This is a genomic window from Flavobacteriales bacterium (genome assembly GCA_016124845.1).
GTDB lineage: Bacteria > Bacteroidota > Bacteroidia > UBA10329 > UBA10329 > UBA10329.
Genome location: WGMW01000004.1, coordinates 57,954 through 79,903, shown reverse-complemented (window position 1 = coordinate 79,903; position 21,950 = coordinate 57,954). Strand labels below are relative to the sequence as shown.

Sequence of the window (21,950 nt, the reverse complement as noted above, 5' to 3'; positions counted from 1 at the left end):
TGACTTCACCATTTTTATAACCGAGGAGGTACTCATTCAATCTGCAATGAGGTAAAAGTTCGATGCAATGTTAAAAGATAATTGCTGATGCAAAGGTTTTGCACTACTGCGCAGTCTTTTTGCGTAGATCGATTTATATTCAAAAAATGAAGAATTTGAACGTGCCAGTACCTAACCGGAAATTTGATTCAACTTTCTTCTATAGCTCCAGAGCCAAAGAAAAAATACAATTGCCAGATACCAGACAATACTTGGTTCAGACATTGGTTCGGTCTCTTCCAGATCGAAGTTCGCATCGCTATTGAGAACCTCTTTCTGCTTGTGAAGAAGTGCCTTTTTCTGAGCCTCATTTTCCAAGCTGATGTAGGAAGTGAGCGGGGTCAGAATTCCGGATGAAATGCTGGATCTTACCGCGTTCAACCAGCCGTTCTCTCGCTGAGGATAAAGAGCCAAGGTTCTAAGGTCAGATTGCAGGGCCAATGCCAATTCCCATTTGTTGTGTGGCTCTGAGGCGAGAGAATCGAATAGGATCTCAGCTTCATCATCGGTATTCAAAAACCAATTAGACCCGTTCCAATTCAATTGATGTGTGGGTTCCGGTGCAATCAAAGAGGATGTGAATTCAGTTGCGATTTCGGCAGACTCCAGGTCAAACTTTTGGATGTTTCCGTCAGGGCCTGCGGTGAAAAAGCAGTTCATGTCAGGTGACGTGAACATGAAATCGCTGAAGCCTTCGAGAATGGATACTTTGGTGAAATTTGAAACAAGCATGACGAAGACCGGACATGAACCTCCATGGTTTTTCCAGTTCTTTCTCAATTCCCTCTTCATCAGAAATTCCGGATAAAAACCGCCTTCTTTCTCTACCGACATGGCGTCTTTTTCCCAAGTTTCCCCATCCAATTCTTCGAAATTGTAATTGCCGGCCCAGTATCGTACCGTGCCATTGTCTCCGAGAGATTGATTCAACTTATCCATTACCTCATCAAGCGAGGCTTCGTCCCAAGATGAGGTGTTCGACCTATCAATGATGATATGGTATTCCGGTGATCTTACCGTTCGATTCAGCTCTTTTTTTGCTTTTTCAGGAATGAAAAGCGCTTGGCCGTCCATGATCTCAAACGCAGTTGCAGTCTCCTGTTGGCCATGTTCTTCACCCAAAGGAATGACCCTGCCACCAATAGTTACTCTGATCGGTTGCTTGTGTATGAATTCCACTCCCGTTGTACGTGGTTCACTTCCAGTAACTGGAAAGACCTTTAAGCGATACCGATTCTCAGCAATTTCATCCAAAATTCCCGGATCCCGCCTTGTATTCACAATATTGTTGTAAACCCAATTGGCCGTGCGTTTTTCAGCAAGGATGCCATACTCGCGTTTGCCTTCAATATCCAAGTAGTAGTTGGAAACATGGCAATCTGGCGGAACCTCAATGTATGTTCTGAACTCGGTGAGGTCATTCGAACCGGTGCTGACCTTCAAATGTGCGTAACTTGTCCAGAACTCTCCGTTGTAGGAAGATTCAACGATTACCGTATCCAAAGTGGCATTGCGCGTGGGCAAAGACCACCAGTTTCTCCAATGTCTTGACTCCTCGTAGGGCTTGCCCATGAAAACGGAAGAAATATCGTCCAACTTCTTATCCGATAACATCAGGTTATCCAGAACGATCCAGTTGTAATAGGAGTCCAAAAACGGGGTATGACTACTGTTTCTCAACTTGGCGTCATCAATGTGATCCAACAGTCGCGTCAGTCTTTCAGTATTGAACTCAGGTCGGCTTTCATCTTCGAAACTTCGTTCATACAGAAAACTGAAAACCATATCAAGCTGATGCCTGTCGAGTTTGTAGTTGATGGTAAGCATTGCGGGCAGAACCATCAGGCAAATAATAAATACTGACCGAACCACAATCTTCGGTGTTGTATAGGACAGGAATTCCATGTCTTGGCGAAGGGTGGTTACCTGTAGTACAAAGACCACCAAAGGCGAAAGCATCAGAAAACCGAGTCCGACTGCAAGTATTGCGAGAATGGAAAGCGGTAGATAAGGCAAGAAAACAGCCCCAAAGTAGAGAATGAATGAAAAGAGTATGGAACGCGCTATAAAGAGCAACCACCTCAGTCTAACGGTTGAAGGATTCGGTAGGCTGACCACAATTCCGTTGAGAACGGCAAGGATGTAGTAAAGCGGGTGACTGAAATCTCCGAATAGCCCTTCCGTAAATCCGAATACAACATGGTTGAACACCAAGCCGGCAACAGGAAACACAATGGTGAAAAGAACCTTCAGTATAAGGGTCAAAGTATCGCGCTTTTTGCTCTTTACCGAGAGGATGTATAGAAAACGAATAACGAATGCTACCAGTAGGCACGTAAAGAACACCAGGATGTAGGTGGGCAGATACTTGAGTATCCACAGGTCTGTTGATCGGGTGCCGAAAGAACCCATGAGGAATGCGGCTGCCGAAACAATGGCAGGAATAAGAACTATCGGTCCCAAGTTTACCCAAGCATTGTTCGATCTTGGTTGAGGAGTGTACTGCAACACCAAGAGAATGAGCGCATGCAGCGCACTTGGAATAATGAATGTGTATGGGTAGATCGACAGATCGGAAGAGGTGAACATCCAACTCGGAATATTGAAAGGAAGAACCTCATCTATGAATGCAAAAAACAGGGTGAGATTGAAAATGCTCAGAAAAAGGAGCAGCCATGAGACCCAAAGGCCAACAGAACCGCGTCTGAACATGAGCACAACCGAATAGCTCAGAACGATGAAAGCAAGAGCACCAAAGTAAACTCCGTAGTTGAACCAGATCTGCTTTTGCTCCTCATTTAAAAGAGAATTAATAACGTCATACGTTTCATAGAAGAAAAGAATCAAAAGTGCATACGGAAGTGCCGTACTGAGAATAAGCCAAATAGGCGATTTCAGTTTGTCCATTGTTTCAGAATTTGGTTAATGGTGATGTAGTAGAGGATTGAAAAGATCAGGAACGAGAAAATGCCGAATGCCTCATGGGCGAACCTATCAGGAAACCAACTGAGGGTTTGCGATACTTTAAGCAGATCGAGGCTCAGCAGTATGCGCGAGGCATTGACAAGAATGGTCGATATATAGGCCATGAGGATCACAACTGAAGTTTTGACCGCAGAACTGAATCGCCAAAGTGGCCCTGTCATCTTCCAGATAAGGAATAGACCTATTGCATTCAATACATTGAAAAACAAGAACCCAGAACATGAAGCATTGATACTGATTGCACCGGTGGTCTGCACGTAACCAAAGGCTGGGAAGTATTGAAACTGGCTGTTTTGGAAATGCCCAACAAGAAGTTGTATCGGGTAGAGAAGAAACTGAAGTTGGTCATTGGAAAGTCCACGATTAATGGCTCCCGCTACACCCAGATAGGTCAGCAACACCAGTAGTGTGGTATTGCCAAACCAGTTTGTGGGTTTCGCACGTTCAGAACGTTCAATGATACTCATGTACGGCCTCTCTCATTCGATGGCAAGCTAAACATGAATGTGGCGAGTTAATTGTGTAACCTCGCGAATTTTTGGATTTATTGGGAATAACAAGCCTCTTTTAAAGGTTTGTGATGTGTTGGACCGGAACCTGATCCGTTAACCAAACTCCATTGTTTGAGCGGTAAAATGTGTGGCCTTGCTGCTGCATTTCCAGAGCTTGGATAACGAGTACTATTGGTTTTCCATAGCGTTGCCCAACCGAATGTGCCACTGCTTGGTCTTCCGAAAGATGTACATGATGGCGTTGCTGTTTGGTCAGCCCAAATTCTTTGATGGAATCCAAGTTTCGGGTAGCCGTTCCGTGATACAGAAATTCTGGTGGAGTGAGTTCTTGTAGCTCCAAGTTCACATCGATAGAATGCCCTTGGTTGGCTCTTATACTTGTTCGATCGGCCGAAAACGCAAACCGTTGCTTGTCGTTTGTTTCAACCACAAAACCGAGTTCATCCATGGTTATCGGTTTTCCGTGTTCCGCCATTTTAGATAGAAGCGTATCCACATTTGCCCAGCCGTTTTCATCCAACTCAATGCCAACGGTTTCTGGCTTGTGTCTCAGTATCAAACTCAGGAATTTGCTCGCACTTACAACCTGTTTCTCGTTCATCAGATAGGTTCTTGTTCAAGGATGTTTCTGAACGTTCTGCCCGGCAGAACGCAATAGATAGGGATTTGAATTCCAAGTTTGTGCTTGAGTTCAGCTACCTGTTGCAGAATCATCTCATCAGAATAGCGCGAGGAAAAATGACCAAGCACCAACTTTTGAATGTTGCTCGAAGCCACCATTTCCAAAACATCATCCAACGTGCTGTGCTTGTTGCCGTGTCGTTTCACCGAATTGCCATCATCACCAACCAAAAATGTCGCCTCATGGATCAGTACTTCTGTGTTTGTCCAGCGGTTCGGGTCTTCTACAGGCGTATCGCCAGAAAAGCCGAAAACTTCGGTTTCAATCGTCTCGGTTATGTGATCTCGGCCTTCTGTTGCTATCAGTTTATTCAACTCGTTGCGCGGCATTTCTGCAAATTCTTGCTTCAGTTTTTTCTTCTGTGCAATCACTTTGTAACTGAGGCTTTTGTCCATGTCTCCGGTTACTGGAACGTGTCCGTTTCGCACCGCTCGCACCAGTTTGTCCTTCCCGATGACAACTTCATCACCATTGCGCAATGGTTTCCAAATAGCATTGGCTACATGTGGGTCGAATTTGGAAAAGAACTCCTCCATGGCAGGGAAAGAACCGCAGTCAGCGGGATAGTAGATGATCGGAAAACCTTCCCGAGCGTTGAGTTGCAAAAACTGCCCCAGTCCCGTTAAATGATCACGGTCGGCATGCGAAATGAACACGTGTTTCACTTTTCGCGCTTTGTGCAATAAGGAACTCACAATACCATCTCCTCCGTCAAACAGGATACCCAGTTCCTCCACAAAATACCATGTGGAGAAAAGTGCGGTTGAATATCCTGTGATGGTGAATTCCATTTCGCCACAAAAGAACGGCTTGTTCCGGTTGCGGCAAAGTCCGAGTTAAACCAAAGACCATCGGGCGTTGGTTATGTCTTTGCGGAGCTTATGCTTTTCAACGGCCTTCCTGACCTTAGTGTATAACACCTCGTAATTTCCGTTGTCTCCGATGTCGTGCCTTTCGCCTTTGTGGTTGATTGCTACCCAATATTCAAATCCCATTTCGGCCCAAGGGTCATCGTCTTTGTGAATAATAACTCGGCCTTTTTCTTCGGCATATTCTAGTTCCTTATAACCCACGAATTCTTTCATATACACTTTTTCCAAGGCGCAGCTAAACCCAGTAATCGGAATGAAGAAGAGCGTATAATGAAGTTTGAACGATCTAGGCCCTACGACAATTCTATAGCCGATTGCCGTGCAAGAAATAAACAGGCTGACGGCCAAGATTACAATGGAATAAAGACCGAAAAACGAGTACGGCTCCTCGAAAGGTTCGTCCAGTATCCGAAACACAATGAGAACCAGAATTGGATGAACGAACGTGGCAATCATGGAATAGAACAACATTCCGAATTTCCATGAAAAGCCGAAGATGTAGGTTCGCTGTCCAAACTCAATGTTTCCAATAAAGTCGAATGGGTTTTTGATATTGTTGCCAATAGGCTTTCTCGGTTCTGTGTCGGCCCTTTGGCTTAATTCCTCCAGCCTCTCTTGGAACAGCCCCATAAAACCGGCCAATGCGAAAAACAGAATTCCTATCAACGCCACAGCTGAAAAACCTTCTGAGAGAATCAATACTATGCAGCCCATTGAGGCCGCAAAGCATCCAAATACATATACGTATCGCCAAATGGTTTCGGAACTGGTGGTTTGATATTCCAACCACAATTTCATCGTCAACTTTCTCAACGTCTTCATGGCTAAGATTTAATAGGTCAGTTCATTTTTTGAATGACGCTTGACACAGCTGTGCATGATGGACCGATAGTCCAACAGTGATGGAATGCTACCGATTGTCGCTAATTCCCTACTCAGATTGGTTCTGGCGGCCACTTCCAATTCAGTTCGGAATGTTGCTGTTCGGTAGATGAACGGTTGGCTGAGCGTGGCTTTCAGAAACCGCTCTCGGCCTCGTTTGTACATGAATTTGGGACACGATTGAAATTCGAGTTCCACCGCCTTGCAGTAAGCGTCATATTGACTCCCAGCTGAACCAAGAACAGCCAGGTCCATGTCAAGGAAAAGGAGAAGGTCGGGACTTTCGTCCTTTGCCTCAACCTTGTGCAATTTTGTAGCAAGGATCATTCGCACAACCGATGCGCGTGTTTCCTTTGGAATTCCCAATTCCGCCATGGCCAAGATTGCTTGGTCGGCACTGTGGCGCTCGTTGCTGCTGCTACCTGCTATGTAGATCAGATCATGAAAGAAAGCTGCCAGTTGCAAAGCTTCCTGATTGCTGATCTCCGCTTCATGCTTTTCAATCAGCAAAAGCAGATGTTCTACGTGACTTAGATTGTGGTAATGGCGGTCGGGTGCAGTGAGATCTCCGACAATTTTATCGAACCATTTTTGAGCTGATCTCGGGTCGGAATTGTAGCTTTTGGTAAGCTGAAACCATGTTTTTTCGATGCGGTCCATGTCAATAGCTTTTTGTTTGATTCAAAGCTATCGGGGCTAAAAACCGCCTGCATTGATGTATGGTAAGAAATCAGCCGGAGGCGAAATTCTTCCGAATTCTGCTCAAAGATTCTGGCGTTACGCCCAGATAAGATGCCACATAATGATGCGGGATCTGGTTCATCAACCCTGGGTAAAGTTTGAGGAATGATTCGTAGCGCTGTGTGGCGTTATGGTATTGCAGCGATTCAATCCGTTCGAGTGCCAACAGGTAATTCTGCTCGGCCATTAAACGACCTAATCGCTCAAAACTTGGGAAGCGATTATAAAGTTCCTGTAGTTGGCTGTAATTGATCACAAGCACCTCCGCATCGGTAAGGAACTGAACATATTCGCGCGATGGCTTCTGTTTCAGAAAACTGACAAATGATGAAACCAGCGGATTTCTGGTGGTTGTATTGAAGTAGTCGGTGATCTCTTTTCCGTCATGCAAATGGTAGACCCTTCCGATGCCTGTTTGCAGCACCGCGATCTGCGTACATGTGGTATCTGGCGAACTGAAAAACGCTCCTTGCTTGACACTGACGGAACGTGCCATCTGCACCACGGCCATCAACTCTTCGTCAGAGAGTTTGGTCAGTTTTTGAAAGGATTCGAGCCAAGGAGTCATGAGATTGCGGAATCTTATCGCAGAAAGTTAGGTGAATCCGCCAAAAGGCTTTCGTAGATGCGATAATTCTCATCATCGAAGCATACAAAAACTACTTCTGTAAGATGGATTGGGGCGAACTCAGATATTGTTTCCACCGCAATTACCGCAGCTTTGATCTTCGGGTATCTATAAATGCCCGTGCTGATGTTCGGAAACGCAATGGTCCGTGACTCTAGAGAATCGGCCAATTCCAACGAATTCCTATAGCAACTGGCTAACTTTTCGGCTTCGTTGGAAGAGTCGTTGTTCCATTTTGGACCTACGGTGTGGATTACAACTTGTGCGTTTAAATCACCAGCTGGAGTGTAAACGGCCTTGCCTACAGCACAACCTCCTTGTCGGTTTCTGATCTCTCTGCAAGCCTCCAGAATTTTAGGCCCGCCTGCTCTGTGAATTGCTCCATCAACCCCGCCACCGCCAAGCAGGGAGGTGTTGGCCGCATTTACAATGGCGCCAGCTTCGACTTTCGTGATATCACCTTTTATAAGTCGGATTCTCATTTTTCGAAGTTACTGTACTGCCTTGACTTCAGTATTCACCATGCTCTCTCGAAGCATATTCTGGCGAATTTCTTCCAAGGTCAGTTCAATCAACAATTGGCCGTTTCGGAAAACGGGTTTCAGTTCGCCAAGGAGTTCTTCCTGTGGATCAAGACGGTCTTTCATTTCCAATTCTCCAAGCTCGTTCTTGTGAATGGCCAGAAGTCCTCGTGCGCTACGCTTGGTGCCATCATCGGTTTTTGGATCCTTGTATATCTCGCGCGCCTCGCCATTTACCTTTCCGTAAGTGGCTTTCATGGCAAACCCGAAGGTGTCTCTCGTTACGTATTGATAGGTGAAACTGCCTACTCCGAAAACCACATTCGTGCTTGCAAATCCTTTGGCTTTCAGTTGCTCGCAAATGGCTTTGCAACGTTCCAAAGTAATGCTGTCTCCGTAGATCAGTCCAATGTGCTCATTCAGTAGTTTGTGTCCTGTCTCGGTAATTGTTCCACCGAAAATTTCATACAGCACCTCGACCGCTCCTTTGTGTTCGGGTGTGCCTACAGGCGCATCGGGGTCGCCACAAACAATTTTCACCGGATCTCCGCTATCAGGTCGGATGACCACCTTGCCATCGCGGTTCAGAATCTCGGTTTTCAGCGTTGGCAGGTAGTCGGTCAGCACCTTCCAGAAATCCCAAGTGTCGCTTACAATACTCACAATTCCTTTCGGGTAGACTTCCGTGATCAGTCGCTGGAAAGTTCCGATTTCATCCACCTGCGTTCCCATGCACATAACGCTGTGCTCCGTTGCTGGAACGCTTACTCCGACCAGCTCCCTGTCCACATCTGCACGGTAGTATTTCTCCAGAAAATCGATGGCAGGAATGGTGTCTGTACCAGCGAAGTTGAGTAGATGGGCCGCACCACTCATCAATGCCGCTTCCATCCCGGCCATTCCGCGGAAGCTGAAATCGTGTGCCTGAAATGGGACGAATTCGAGGTCGCCTCCGGTTTCCTGTGCAAATCGGTTCAACATTTTCCGGTATTCCAAGCTGATGGTGGCACTTGTGCAAGGCAGCCAGACAATGCAGCTGATGATCGTTTCCAAGAAGTTCGTCACCCAAAAGAATTCTGGAATCGTATTCTGAACCGTGAACATGGCCGTACGCAGTGGAACGGTTGTTCCTTCGGGCAGTGCCTTAATTTCAATCGGAAGGTAGCCGAGGTCATGGAGCTGTTCCACATGTTCGTACGTTATCGCATCTGGTCCGAGGTAGCTGGTTATGCGTCTGCGGTAGCTTGCCACCACTTCTTCCTTCGGCTTCGCGAAGAAGTTCTCATTGAAATCCTCGATCAGGTATTTCTTGATGAAGTACTGAAGACCGAAAAGCGCCACCTTTTCTACGCCTGGCATGCGTGTTCCGCGTGGGGTCCAGTTGCTGTAAACAAGCTCGGTACCTGTTGGGTATTGGCTTCGGTGATCCACCTTGTAGCCGTCTGTCATATTCAAGCTGTTCATGGCTCAGTTATTTAAGGTTGTTGTATCAAGTTTTATCTGGGTGATATTTTCGTCTTCTATCGTTCGGAAAGAATCGGTGCAGATGATCTGAGAGAAGTGCTCTTTCAGTTTTTCAGTTCCATTAGAAAAGATGCCGTGAGTAACCACCAGAATCAATTTCCCTGCATTGTGGTTGCGTAGCTGCTCGGCCAGGCCGAGGAAGGTTCCACCGCCATCGCAGATGTCATCGATAATAACGCAGGTCTGACCTCTCAGATCATCCGCGTAAACTTTGAAACCCGTGAGTTGACCAGTTGCCACGTTGCGTTTCTTGCTGCATTCGATCACTTCAACACCACCCAAAGCCTTGGCCATGTTGTATATCTTCTTCAACGCTCCACCATCAGGGCTTACAATTACAAAGTCAGTAAGTTCAGCCAAAGCTTGCTTTACGAATGACTCATTACTCACAACTTGAACATTCTCCAACAGGGCAGGAGTTACCTCGCTATGTGGGTCGAGGATAGTGACCTTTTGATAATGTTGTTGATTAATGAGTTCGGCATATACTTTCACGGAAAGCGCTTCGCCTGTATTCATGGCGCGATCTTGACGTGCCCCGGAGAAGTAAGGCAACACCAGTTCCAGTTGACGGATTCCCATTCTTTTCAACGCATCCGTAGCCAAAAGCAACAGCCCCATATCGTTGAAACTGCGGATTCTAGTAGTGATTACTACTGTTTCTGTAGCTGCTAGATCTTCGGTGATGCGAATGTGCGGCTCGCCTCCGCTGAACGTGAAATGCTCGAATGAAATGGAGCTTCCCAGAGGAGCGAATTGGCTGTCGAGATTCAGATGCTTTTTCATGATAAATGCGTAATTGTTACACAAACATACAGTATAATGTGGTGACCACCCAAACAAATAAGCGTAATATTTACGCAAATATATTTAACTGGTTGATAATCAGTATGATTAATTTCAGTAGTTGTGGGAAAGAACCGTTGTCTAATTTTATTGCGTGATAAAGACGCAAAATATAGAGTTGGCGGTTGATGCGGTGGTTTTCGGCTACAGTCGGGAGTCTGGCATTTCGGTACTACTAATAAAACGGAAGTATGAACCCTTTCAGGGAATGTGGGCCATTCCAGGTGGATTTGTGAACGAGGACGAGTCGCTGGAGGACGCAGTAAAGCGCGAATTGCTGGAAGAAACGGGCATCAGTGTTCAGTACTTGGAGCAGCTTTACACGTTTGGCAAACCCGAGCGTGACCCGCGCAGACGCATCGTTTCGGTGGCGTATTACTGTTTGGTGAAATCATCTGAGTTTCGAAAACTTGCTGCTGCCACCGATGCCGCTGATGCCCAATGGTTCAGCATCAAGGAACTGCCAGAACTTGCTTTCGATCATCAAACAATTTTGGAAACGGCCGTTGAGCGATTACGAGCTAAAGTGACCTACCAGCCAATCGGTTTCGAATTGCTAGACAAGAAATTTCCATTCTCGGACCTCGAACATCTCTACGCTTCTGTTCTCGACCGTGCCATTGATCGAAGGAACTTCAAGAAGAAATTCATGAACCTTCAAATATTAGATGAACTGAATGAGAAAGCAGAACAAACCGGCTCTGGCCGACCTGCTAATCTCTACGCATTCAACAAACAGCATTACGACCGTTTGCTAAAGGAAGGTGCGCACTTGGAAATCCGGGCTTTTTAAACCAAGAACGACTGAGTGTCACTCCCCACCCCAGTAGTCCTTCATTTGCCTTTGAGCTTCGCGAACCCAAGACTGTGAATCCATCAGCGAATCCTGTGGGATCCATGTGACCTTGCCATAAACAGCATCCGTCAGGCATATCTCCGGAATGCTGCCACCGATATATTCGCCTTGCTGACTTCCTGCTCTGGAAACGATAGTGCTCAACCAGAAGAACCGTGTCTTGCCATCGATCTTTCGGACAAAAGGCCTCGATTCTGCCGGATAATTCACCGACCAATCGTAGTTCTTCTTGCTCTCCACGATCTTGGCAGAGATGGCACCGCTTCCGATGAACTTCTCACTCCGGTGGTTGATGAAATAAACAGTGTGGTCGTTATCTCCGGGAACGAAAAGACTGAGACTCAGTCCTTTCTTGTTCTCCTCGTAAGGTTCCAGACCGAAGTAGTTGTAGAGTTTTCCTTCTCCATCAATGGTAAAGTAGGTGATGAAAGGCATCGGGTTCTGGTCATTCGTCACCTCCGGAATGCGCACATCACCTTCGTGATAACCCGGCATCGGAGCCAAAAATCCGTTGGCAAACTTGAAGCTGTTGGCCGTGTAGTACAACGCTTTGGTCGGTTGCAGGTTCTGGCCAGAAAGATAGCTGTGCTGTGCAATTTCCTCTGGCGAAATGAAGTCTCCCTTTCCTAAAAGAACGCGTTTAAAGTAATTGTCATCGCCCCCCTCCTGCTGAATGATGTATACACCACCGAACACGGGTCGCGGAAAAAAGAAACCCGTCCAACGAACGATCGGAACCACCTGTACCCAATTGCCAGAATCATCGCGAAGGTAGAGCGGTTCAGCCGGTTCGCAGTTCAGAAAAGCATCGATACCGAAACGTTTGATGACCGCATTTTCGGTCTTATGGCTGAAAAGAAGTTGCTCCCCGATCTCGAAATTGACCTTGGAGCGATGCTTACTGTCAAAAACCGGTGACGGCAGATTTGCCGGAACATTCAGCACTTCGTACATGTGCTTGCTGAACCGTTGGATCCAATAATGAGTGGCGGGCCCAACAGCTGCTGTGAAGTAGTAGTTTCCGTCTGCTCCTTTGGTGAAGCGCGGGTTTGTGGCATCCTCTGTTTCACTCAATGCCTCTTGGTTGATCAACGTGCGAATGGAATTGACAGGTTGAATCCGTTCGTGACCCGAGATGGGCATTTCGGCCAGCTCCACCTTGTTCAACTTTGCGTAATGAATGTAAAGACTGAAGTAATTGTGAACGTATGGGCCCACAAACCAGCTCAACACCAAAAATGCCAAAAAGAGAATTGAAGGAACAATGGCCTGTTTCCAGGTCCGTTTTCGGATGAAAAGTGCGAACAGGCCGAATACCAACAAGATCAGGATCACCAATGCCAAATATTGTCGTACCAAGAGTACAAGCGGTTGAACACTCCCTCGGTCGACAAAAAGCGTATAGAGAGCAATGAGAAAAAGGATGACAACCCAGATCGGATGTCGTTTCATCCAACCTTTAATGGCACCGCCAATACGGGTTCTGAGGTTATGGAAGAACCAGTAGATACGGTTCTTGTCCTCTTCGGGCGTTTGAGTCTGCTCAGCCATTCAAATAATCTTTAATGCCCTTGCGCCAGTCGTCATCCTTCTTGTCTTCACCCGGTTTTTTCCCTTCCTCCAATTCTGGTTTTGCAGGTTCGACCGGCTGAGGTTTCTCTTCCAATTTATCGGTCTTGAGGTCCGCTTCCATCTCATCAATTCTATCCAAGTGCTTTTTCAGCTTGGAGACATTGGAAGGCGCATGTCGGAAAATGAGCGGAGCGAGGTAAAACGACACCATCAGTCCGACCATGATGAAAACACCATAAAGCAACTGGATGAGAATATTTGCGCTTCCTGTCAGAATGATGATTACTGTGATGATCATGGCAATGAAAACGGCACTATAGAGCTTGCCGGAGAAAGGCTGCGCATACACAAACCCTTGCTCCACATCATTTGGCAACGGGTCTTTGTGCGTCAGTTTGTACCAACTTCGATAGCTGTTGGTCAGACTTTTATAATCCAGAAAATAGTAGGCGATGCCAGCGGCAAGACCAATGAAAAATGCAAGGAGCGTATCCATTATTTGATGAGTTTAGCGTAAATGCCTCGGTTTCTCAATATACAACCGATCGCCCATTCCTGCATTGGGGGCTTCCATGTTTGGTATTCTTGATAGAACGAGGTCTTATCGAAAGCAAATTGTAGCACCGGGTTGTTTTTCTGCACCTTGGAGATCAGGTGCCAGAGTACGGTTTTCTGTTCGGGAGTGGTTGTAACGTGTGGTTGCAGCATGTACTGGTTCAGCTTTTCCGATATCCGAACTTTATCCGGGCCATTTACCAGTTTATTGATCACCATTTCGAGTTCGAAATAGTTTTCATCCAGCAAGGACGCGCTCTCCAATTTTCCGATCAGTCCTTTTCGCTGCGTGCGCGTCATCTTGTCCACCGGAATGGTTTCGTCCAATTGCATGGCCGCAGAAACGATCATGTGTTCCAACTGCAACTCAAGCAACTCAATATGATCCAGAAAACAATCCGTTTCGCTGTCCAAAAGATCCAAATTGTAGAGGTAGGGGATGAAGCTCTTGTCCTCCAAATTGAACTCAATGTGCAAGTGATTGCCGTTCCCGCTCATCTCAGACGAGTTGTCTTCGAAGATCAGGATGGGTTTGCCGCCCGCGGTCTTTTTGAACACGAACATGCCGTTGAACGCCAAGGTGTAATAAGAAGACAGATTTGAAAATGGGAAATCTGGCATATCGAGATTGCGGTAGCGTAGATCTCCGTGTTTCTTGCTACTTGCAATGATCTGTTCGCGAAGTTCAGCGTTCATCCAACTACGGGGTTCGGTGAGGTATGTGCCGACCAGTTTTTTCTGTTCGGCTGCAGCAGTTGCAAGATCCCCGGCCACATTAAATTTCAGATTCACCACCTCCATCATCAACAGATCCTGTGGCGATCGGTAGGAGCTGATGTTCTGATCCAATTCGAACCAAATGGCATTAAGCGAGGTGATGTCCTCTATCTGCAACGCATAGTTTTCGAAAACACGTCTGTGTATCTCCCAATCAAACGTGTGGTAAGGCATGTACACGGGGCAGTCTTTCTGATCGGGAGAAACGATAATGGCAAACGGATTGGCGAGTCCGTGAGACAGGTAGAATCGATCGTCCTTCTCCTTGGCTATTTCGGGGCTCCAGCCCCAACCGTCCACGTGGAAATTCTTGAGCTTGGTGGGTTCAATTCCAATGTCCTCCAAACATCGGTTGTAGCGCTTCTGCATCAACGCACTGTCGATGTAAAAAAGGCGGTCGCCAAACAGCTTCGACTCGATCAGTCTAATCATGGATCTGACCTTTGCTTGCCATTTCGCGCGCCTCGCCCTGTATGTACAGTCGCTTGGCCGCTTCCTTTATCTCACGGTTGATGCCCGTTTCGTTGATGCGGATGGATGTTTCGATGTAATTCAACGCCTCGTACAACCGAAGTTGCGAGAAATTGGAGCCCTTCAGGTTTTCCTTCATCAGCACCTTTAGCATTTCCACCTTGGTGTCGTAATCCTTCAGGAAGAAATCCTCCGGTTTCTCCCACCATATTTCGGGAAGATCGAAATCGATCACACGCGCATCCACGGCTTTCTGAATGTTTCGTAGATCGCGAGATGAGAAGAATGGATATTTCCGTTGGATGGCGGCATAGAGATCACCGAAGAAATCGTGCGAAGTGGAACCTGCGTTGGCCATCGTCTCATCAAAAATGGCCTTTACATCCTCATTGGTAAACTCATAATTGTGATGCAGCAGTTCATTCAGCGATTCAGGTCGCTTCTGAGCGGCCATGTATTCGTAGCCTTTTGGCGGAGGCGAGTTGACGAAGCCTTGTTCAAGTTTCTCGTACTTCCGCCACCACAGGTAATCCTGATCAATAAAGTCTCTGTCTGTTCCGGCACCATCCATTTTTACACGCATCTGAATGCGGGAAAGCACCGCTTTATCAATCTGATCGGGAATGTTGGTGAACAGGCTGATGAGACGGTTGCCATAGTTCACCGCATAAGCTCCTTCGGTATTTCTCAGGAACACGCCAATGAACTCACGGACCCCGGCCGAAACGCCTTGGCGGGTACGTTCCTCCAAGTTGTTCTCCGCATCATCAATGGGCGCAAAAATGATCTTGGTTGGGTCTTGAATGGGTTTGAACCACTCCATGGCCCGCTCGGCCGTTCCGCCTTGGTAAGTGGAAACGATATTCTCTGGCAGCGGCCAGAAAAGGAAGTCGTACCCGAGCAGGTCGCAGCGTTCCTTGAGCAACGTTGCGGTGGCTGCAATAAGCATACTTTTTCCCGTTCCGGGTTTACCGTCTGCCATGGTCACATTCGGCAGTCCGCCCAACTCGTTCAACGGATTCCGCTTGGTTTCCAGATCGTAGCAGAGAAGACGTTCGGCATAACGCTGAAAAAGGTGCTTGGCCTGCTTGTTGGCCACAATGTCTTCCATCCGCGTGGGGTTGAAACTCATGCCGACCGTCACACTTGTTGACATGGTTTCGAAGCCTTGAACCACAAAATCGGTCTTTTCCAATTTGTAATGGTTCTCTATGAACGGCTCCACGTATTTGAAGCCGTCTTTGCGAAGTTTCACCTCTTCGCTCAATCGCTGGAAATAGAGTTCGGTGATCTTGAGGAAGTCCAGATCACCGTTCACCACACCCGAACGTTCGAGGTAGGCCGCGTAGTAATACAACGAACACTGAATGGCCTTTGACGGACGGTTCAGGTTCACTTCCGGAATTCCGTTGAAATCGATGTTGATGGAAGACGTTTCATCGGCCAGATGATCGCGAAGCGCAAATTGCACGTAACTCGAAGCGACCATCAACACCACGGCCGCCTGTGTCTGCGACTTATCGTGAAATTCGGGCAGTTCGGACTGATGCAAACTTCCGTCCTTGTTCTTTTGGATGAGAAGTTCCAAACCACAGGCACGGCTGTACTGATCGCCCACATATTTTCCAAGACAATAGCCCTTTTTCAGGGCATTGAGGATGACGCTTGACGTAGTGGAAAGAATGACGCGGTCGTTGCTGATGCGAACCGCGTTGCGGATGATGGAAAGTTCATCCGTCTCGTTCAGGTTCAGAGCTTTACCAGCCTGAATGAGAAAGGAAAGATCGATATCGCTTTTGGTCTTATTGACATCGGCCACCCAACCAACGGTTTTCAAATAACCGGTTACTTCCTCCTTGAACTCTTCAAGGTATTCTTCTTTAATGATCAGTAAGGATGAGTCTGTTTTCTCCATCAATGATGATATATGTATGGCTGCACTACCAGTTCATTCAGTGCTTCGGGATGATATTCGCTCAGATGTTGCCACACCGCATGGCTGGTAATGCTGTATTTGTTGAGGCGAGAGATCATCTTTTCCATGCACTCCTTGTTCGATTCATCGATATAGAATATCTGCCGCAGTTCCCCTTTGGAGAGAAAACTCTCTTTGCGAGATTGACCGATGGAGAAAATGACCTCCGCATCGTAGCGGAAGATGAAATCCTTGTAATCGAACCGCTTTTTGAGCATGGTTGTGAACGGATGCTCATCCTGTGCATAGGCTCCGTAGATCGGGCCAATGGCAATGCGCTTCAGCACCTTGGGCATAATGAGTTCGCTCAATGCGTCAATATCCGAGATCATCACCTTTAGCGGTGCGGTGTTGTGCGTGGTCTTCCGGATGCTGTCCACAAAACCGAAGCTGTGGAGGGCTTTTTCCGCTTCTGCATCTTCGCGATGATGGTCGAACACGAGAATGTAGATGTACGGCCGATTGGTGACACTATCGAACGAACCCCAACTGTACAGATAGCGCCAGTTGAAGTCATTTCCCTTCGAGATGAGCTTCAACGGCCCCGAAACGAATTCCTTGAAAAGTTTCCGTCCATCGATCATCTCAAAATACGAACGCTTGCTGATCTGTTTCAACAACCGTACGGGCTCGGTCTTGCTTCGGATCATCTGATCCAGGATCAACGTTTTGAGTGTTTCCACCGATGGTCCTTCTTTCAGCTCATCCGCTTTGCGCTGCAGGTCGTCCTCCAGCCGCTTGAACTCCATGTGATTCGGAAACCCTGATTCCGTCAGGTCGATCAACATCGGGTGTGTTTCATTGAATGCGTACTTCAGCGAAAGCACCTCGATGGAATTCAGGAACTTCTGTGAGAAATCTTTGATGATCGCGGCCTCGTAGGGTTCATCTCCTTGGTAGTTGTCAACCGAGTTGATGAACTGCTCCAACGCAAATTTCAGGTACTTGAAGTACTCGTAGTAAGGGTGCTCACCTTCGAGCACGCTTCTATCGAGGGGTGTAAAATGTTCGGCTACTTCAGAGGTTTTCATGAAATACGGTCAGGCCGATCACTCCATGAGGTCGTTCACAGATTTGTCCTTGCTTGGCTCTGAGGGAGCCGCTGCAGGCGCATCGGCCGACTTTTCGTAACGGTGCGAGAACGTTTCCTTTACATCGATACCGAATTTCTTGCTGTGCTGCTCCATGATCTTGGCATCTTCCTGCTTGTACTTGGCAGTTGCTTCAGCCATGGCCACAAGCACTTTATGCAGCTCGGTCATACGCTCCGGGTGTTTCTTCACGCGTTCCACGCGGTCTTTTTCTGAACCTACCAGCACCTTCGCTGCTATCTCGGTTATTTTCTGATCCGTCTTCACACCTGCTTCTTCGTAGAGCGAGGCGGCCTCTTGCGCGGTGGCTGTTTGAATCAGCTGAAGACCGGATTCGTAGGTGGTGACACGTTCTTCCGTATCACTCTTCAACTGACCGATCAACTGCTTCAGGTTGTTTTTGGTAGTGGTCTGCGCTTCCAAATGGATCACGATCTGATCTACGAAACGCTCCTTACTTTGAAAGATGCCCAAAGCGATATTGTAACTGCCTTTGGCCGTTGCGCGCTTCTCGCGCAGATCAGCGATCTTTTTCTCCTGCTCGGTGTATTCAGGGCTGTTGTTAGGCAGTTCTGTAAGTTCATTTTCGGCATTTTTCAGTTGCGCCTCAATGTCTTCGAGCTCCTTTTTCTTATCACGCATCACCACCGCAGCTTTCTCCTTTGTTTCAAAAGCAAGCTCCTTGCGGTTTTTAAGCGCATCGATCTGCTTCTCAACATCAAGGATCATATCCTCAATAATGCCCACCATTCCTTGAACTTGGCTGATCACCCGGTTCAACGACTCACCAATGTCTGCATTCTTCAAACGGTCGCGGTAGCTTTTGTTGGCGCGTGCTTCCGTATCCTTCAGGTTGGTCTGGCTCTGTGTCAGTTCCTGCTCCTTTTTAGAGATCTGGCTGTTCTTGTAGCCGAAAAGGATATTCCAAGCGTTGCTCATTCCTTTGGCACCCGCAAGCTCATTTTCGGCATCGGCCAGCTTCTTTTTGGCCTGTTCTATCCATCCGAGTTCCTCTGGGTTCAATTCCTGAAGTTTGGAGAATTCGCCACCGCATGAATCCAACATGCCACGCAAATGAAGCATCAGTTCCTGCAAGTCCTGTTCGGTCTGATTCACATCTCCGTTCAGGGTTTCGAAATTCGATTCGATGATGCCGGAAACGATCTCTTCCGGGTCGCGCTGTTCCGAGACCGCGCGGTCTATCTGAGATTCAATCTGATCGAGTTTTGATACTACGTCTGATGTTTTTTGCTTTTGAATTTTGGCCTTGAGGTTCTCCACTTTCTTAGAATCTCCAAGCTGGTCTAAAAGATCGAATGAGTCGGACATGTCCTATGTTTTGATTTTGCGATTGTTTGTTGTCCAAATCTAATGGATTGGAGGTAAAGTGGTACGATAGGTCTGTGACAATACGGTTATTATTTCCGTTTGCTTTGTTGTAACACCTCTATCCCACCTGAATTCCAATAAGATAGACGTAAACGCTGGCAAGAAAAAGTTGCACCAGCGCAAATGGAACGGCCTTTACTATGAAGCCCACAAAAGAAAGGTTCAAGTTGTTTTTTTGGATGATGGTGACCGCCACCACGGTTGATGCACTACCTATAGGTGTGATATTTCCGCCAAGATTTGCACCGTAGATCACCGACCACCAGAAACCCTGCGCAAATTCGGGTAGCGATGACATGGTTTTGGCCAGCATGGCCGCAAGCGGAATATTATCGGTGACCGAACTTGCAAGCGCGCTTGCCCAAAGCAACGCAAGTGGGCCTCCCACATCTCCCAGCGACATCAGTTTCACCACAAAGCCACCGATAAGTCCAAGAACCTGTGCGTGTTCCATGGCACCAATGACCACGAACAGAAATGCAAAGAAGAACAGCAGGTCCCAGTCCAAAACCTGATATGTGGCCTCCGTTCGGTTCTTCACCTTCAGCAACATCATCACTCCAAAGGCCATGGCCACGAAACCGATTCCAAGCTGGTTGATGTAGGGAATGATATCGGTAGTGGCAAGCACGAGGATGAACGACAGGAATGCGATCCAGCCGATAATGAAAAACGATTCCGAATCAACGCCTTCCTTCTCGTCAAAATCGTTGATCAGCTTCTCAGCTTCATTCTTCTCCTTTTCCGTTTTTAGGCGGTTGATACCGAAAAGTCTACTGGCCAAAAGAATGGTGGCAACCGTTGCCAACAGCACATACGGTGCAGAGATCATGAAAAATGTGACGAACGAAATGCCAGCGGTGTTCCCCACAATAATGTTGGGAACCGAACTGATAAGCGTAAGCAGTCCTCCAACGTTGGTCAGAAGTCCTTCGCAAAGCAAAAAACCGAGAAGTAGGTCCTTTCGCCTCAGGTTGGTAAGCGATACCACGGTAAGCGAACCGATAATGAGCATGGCCGTTACGTTGTTCAGCAAAGCTGAAAACACCACCGTGAGAAAAGAATAATAGACCAATAATCGGAACGGGTCGCCCTTGGTCATTTTGGTGAGTTTGATGGCCAACCACGAGAAGATGCCGCTTTTTGAAGTGATATCGATGAAGATGCTTGAACCGAGAATGATGGCGATCACGCCCCAATCGATGAACTCCACATAGAATTTCATGTGACCGCTATGCGCTTCAACCCCGTCAAAGATTCCGAGCGACTGGCCCAACAGCAACGCAATGCCAGCGGTAACACCCGTTATCACCGATTTGTGTGCATGCAGTTTGGTTTCCAAGGCCAACGCAAGGATCATCAGGACCAGAAGACCGAGGAAGATCAAGGTAACACCTGTAGAAACGTGGGTTATTTCAGCACTCAGCATCATACCAGCAGTACGGCTTTTTCTGGAAATTGAATGGTAAGTGACTGTCCCAAGCTGTGCATGGCAAGTTTCGAATCGTCCTCGGCCTCAAAAACAAGCAGGTCGATGTTGTTCTCAGACACCAACCGATCATACGTTGCGGCCACATTTCCGAAAGAGCAGCGGGCGGTGACCTGCAGGTTTTCGGTTGCCAACTTTTCCTTCACATCCGAAAAGAAATCGCCAGAAAGGTCAAGAATGGTCTCTCTGATATTCTTGGAAGCATACTCCGTGTTGATGCCCGGTATTTTGGCAATGGCATCCATGTAATAGTTGAAGATGCTTTCATCTTCGATGTGAATGAGTTGCAGCGCGGTGGCAAATTTGCTCATCAGCAAGGCCCTGTTCACCAAATTGCTGTTGTCTATCTGGTGGTCGAAGCCAATGCCGATGGTCCGGATCCTGAACTCCGAACGGTCCTTGGGAAGAATCAGCACAGGAATGTTCAGTTCCTGCGTAATGCTTTCCAGTATCGGGCCGATACTGAACCGCAATCCTTCCGCATGGATTCCGAGAAAACGCTGAATAAGAATGACATCTGGTTTCTCCTGACCGATGAAGTTTTTCAGCCGGTTCCAATCGAATTGTTCATCATAAACGAACTGTGGTCGCGCATCGCAATACGTTTCGGCAAATGCGTCCAATTGATCCAATTGCTTTTCATCTGCCACCACCATCATTTTATTCAGTTTCAATCCCTCAAACCTGAAATGATGTTTCAGCGATCGCTTGAAAACGGAAGCGAAAACATCCAGATTGTTCTCGTATGCTTTCATGCGCTCAATATAAAATGATTCTCACACTTCGGTCTGGCGTGTGTTCAGAATGATGATCTTCTGCCAGATCTTACGGCTCAATCCTGTGCTGAGCACCTCGATCTCATTGACCGCGCCAACCACCACTTCATCCGGCAAACTCTGCGAATACAGAGCGGCCACCTTGGCAATGAGCGCAGTTGCCTCAGAGCAATAATCGAGATAGCGTTGCAGCTCCACTTTCGACAATGTGCGTTTCGGTGAATTGACCGTGTCTTCGCGTCCGGTCATGGAATGGTTCGGGTCCTTTGTCAGCTGAAGCATGTCGATCACATGGGCGATCACACGCAGTTCATTCAACGATTTGAGTGCGCGGTTGCGTTTGACCCGCGACTCGATACTCACAACGAAGAAGACGGCCGCACCGATAAGAACAAGGTCGTTGAATACGGCCTCAGAGATCGTTACCATGTTCCCCAAGGTGGTGTTGTCAATTCGCAGGTCGATATAAGTGATGCTGTAGATCAATCCGCTCAGGCCAATGAGAATGGCCATGGCAGAAAACAGGCGAAGCGGAATATTCGGAGCACCTATCCATTCGATATTCTGTTTGCTGTGACTGGCAATCTCCAGAAATTCCCCACAGATCTTCCTCAGACCCGAATCAGGAAATCGGTCTGCTATCCGCTTTTCAAGCCGATCGATCGTTGCAATGATCTTTTCTGCATCAAGTTGAACCGCTGCGCTCATCGACCGCAAAGTAAATAGTCTCAATCTTATGCGATTCATGTAGGATTCAACCAATTTGG

General features: G+C 47.3%; 20 protein-coding genes. 1 reads left to right on the top strand and 19 read right to left on the bottom strand.

What is annotated here, in order from left to right; genetic code table 11:
- Positions 1-171: 171 nt before the first annotated feature.
- From GC178_01640 to prs, 10 genes are all read right to left on the bottom strand, one after another.
- Complete coding sequence (locus GC178_01640) at positions 172-2,946, bottom strand: MSEP-CTERM sorting domain-containing protein (protein MBI1286255.1); 2,775 nt, start codon at positions 2,944-2,946, stop codon at positions 172-174.
- Positions 2,934-3,491, bottom strand: a complete 558-nt coding sequence (gene xrtK, locus GC178_01635) for an exosortase K (protein ID MBI1286254.1) — start codon at positions 3,489-3,491, stop codon at positions 2,934-2,936. The genes GC178_01640 and xrtK overlap by 13 nt, the downstream gene beginning before the upstream one ends.
- 100 nt (positions 3,492-3,591) lie before the next feature.
- The gene (locus tag GC178_01630; protein MBI1286253.1) at positions 3,592-4,137 is read right to left on the bottom strand and encodes an RNA 2'-phosphotransferase; all 546 of its coding nucleotides are present in this window, start codon (positions 4,135-4,137) and stop codon (positions 3,592-3,594) included.
- A complete protein-coding gene (locus GC178_01625; GenBank protein ID MBI1286252.1) occupies positions 4,137-5,009 on the bottom strand; it encodes an RNAse Z in 873 nt (290 codons plus the stop codon). The genes GC178_01630 and GC178_01625 overlap by 1 nt, the downstream gene beginning before the upstream one ends.
- A gap of 45 nt (positions 5,010-5,054) precedes the next feature.
- Positions 5,055-5,912 carry a hypothetical protein gene (locus GC178_01620; protein MBI1286251.1) on the bottom strand — a complete coding sequence of 286 codons (858 nt, stop codon included), beginning with the start codon at positions 5,910-5,912 and terminating at the stop codon, positions 5,055-5,057.
- A gap of 9 nt (positions 5,913-5,921) precedes the next feature.
- Entirely contained in the window at positions 5,922-6,632 is a 711-nt protein-coding gene (locus tag GC178_01615; GenBank protein MBI1286250.1) for a hypothetical protein, read from the bottom strand.
- A gap of 70 nt (positions 6,633-6,702) precedes the next feature.
- Positions 6,703-7,281 (bottom strand): hypothetical protein, encoded by a 579-nt coding sequence (locus GC178_01610; GenBank protein ID MBI1286249.1) that lies wholly within the window; start codon positions 7,279-7,281, stop codon positions 6,703-6,705.
- A 14-nt stretch (positions 7,282-7,295) separates the two neighbouring features.
- Positions 7,296-7,823: an O-acetyl-ADP-ribose deacetylase gene (locus tag GC178_01605; GenBank protein ID MBI1286248.1), complete on the bottom strand. Its 528-nt coding sequence runs from the start codon at positions 7,821-7,823 to the stop codon at positions 7,296-7,298.
- Positions 7,824-7,832: 9 nt separating this feature from the next.
- Positions 7,833-9,326, bottom strand: a complete 1,494-nt coding sequence (locus tag GC178_01600) for a nicotinate phosphoribosyltransferase (GenBank protein ID MBI1286247.1) — start codon at positions 9,324-9,326, stop codon at positions 7,833-7,835.
- Positions 9,327-9,329: 3 nt separating this feature from the next.
- On the bottom strand, positions 9,330-10,172 hold the full coding sequence (gene prs / locus GC178_01595; GenBank protein MBI1286246.1) for a ribose-phosphate diphosphokinase: 843 nt from the start codon (positions 10,170-10,172) through the stop codon (positions 9,330-9,332).
- A 154-nt stretch (positions 10,173-10,326) separates the two neighbouring features.
- On the opposite strand from prs, the gene GC178_01590 reads away from it, so the two are divergent.
- Positions 10,327-11,025 (top strand): NUDIX domain-containing protein, encoded by a 699-nt coding sequence (locus tag GC178_01590; GenBank protein MBI1286245.1) that lies wholly within the window; start codon positions 10,327-10,329, stop codon positions 11,023-11,025.
- Between the two features lie 18 nt (positions 11,026-11,043).
- Here GC178_01590 and GC178_01585 read toward each other — a convergent pair whose 3' ends face one another.
- From GC178_01585 to GC178_01545, 9 genes are all read right to left on the bottom strand, one after another.
- On the bottom strand, positions 11,044-12,639 hold the full coding sequence (locus tag GC178_01585) for a hypothetical protein (GenBank protein MBI1286244.1): 1,596 nt from the start codon (positions 12,637-12,639) through the stop codon (positions 11,044-11,046).
- The gene (locus tag GC178_01580; GenBank protein MBI1286243.1) at positions 12,632-13,156 is read right to left on the bottom strand and encodes a hypothetical protein; all 525 of its coding nucleotides are present in this window, start codon (positions 13,154-13,156) and stop codon (positions 12,632-12,634) included. Before GC178_01580 ends, GC178_01585 begins: the two co-directional genes overlap by 8 nt.
- Entirely contained in the window at positions 13,156-14,424 is a 1,269-nt protein-coding gene (locus GC178_01575; protein MBI1286242.1) for a hypothetical protein, read from the bottom strand. The genes GC178_01580 and GC178_01575 overlap by 1 nt, the downstream gene beginning before the upstream one ends.
- A complete protein-coding gene (locus GC178_01570; protein ID MBI1286241.1) occupies positions 14,417-16,378 on the bottom strand; it encodes an AAA family ATPase in 1,962 nt (653 codons plus the stop codon). The genes GC178_01575 and GC178_01570 overlap by 8 nt, the downstream gene beginning before the upstream one ends.
- The gene (locus tag GC178_01565; protein MBI1286240.1) at positions 16,378-17,469 is read right to left on the bottom strand and encodes a hypothetical protein; all 1,092 of its coding nucleotides are present in this window, start codon (positions 17,467-17,469) and stop codon (positions 16,378-16,380) included. Before GC178_01565 ends, GC178_01570 begins: the two co-directional genes overlap by 1 nt.
- Before the next feature lie 18 nt (positions 17,470-17,487).
- The gene (locus tag GC178_01560) at positions 17,488-18,858 is read right to left on the bottom strand and encodes a hypothetical protein (protein MBI1286239.1); all 1,371 of its coding nucleotides are present in this window, start codon (positions 18,856-18,858) and stop codon (positions 17,488-17,490) included.
- Positions 18,859-18,976: 118 nt separating this feature from the next.
- Positions 18,977-20,350, bottom strand: coding sequence for a hypothetical protein (locus GC178_01555; GenBank protein MBI1286238.1), 1,374 nt, complete (start codon positions 20,348-20,350; stop codon positions 18,977-18,979).
- Complete coding sequence (locus tag GC178_01550) at positions 20,347-21,162, bottom strand: hypothetical protein (GenBank protein MBI1286237.1); 816 nt, start codon at positions 21,160-21,162, stop codon at positions 20,347-20,349. The genes GC178_01555 and GC178_01550 overlap by 4 nt, the downstream gene beginning before the upstream one ends.
- Positions 21,163-21,183: 21 nt before the next feature.
- On the bottom strand, positions 21,184-21,891 hold the full coding sequence (locus GC178_01545; protein ID MBI1286236.1) for a hypothetical protein: 708 nt from the start codon (positions 21,889-21,891) through the stop codon (positions 21,184-21,186).
- Between the last annotated feature and the right edge of the window lie 59 nt (positions 21,892-21,950).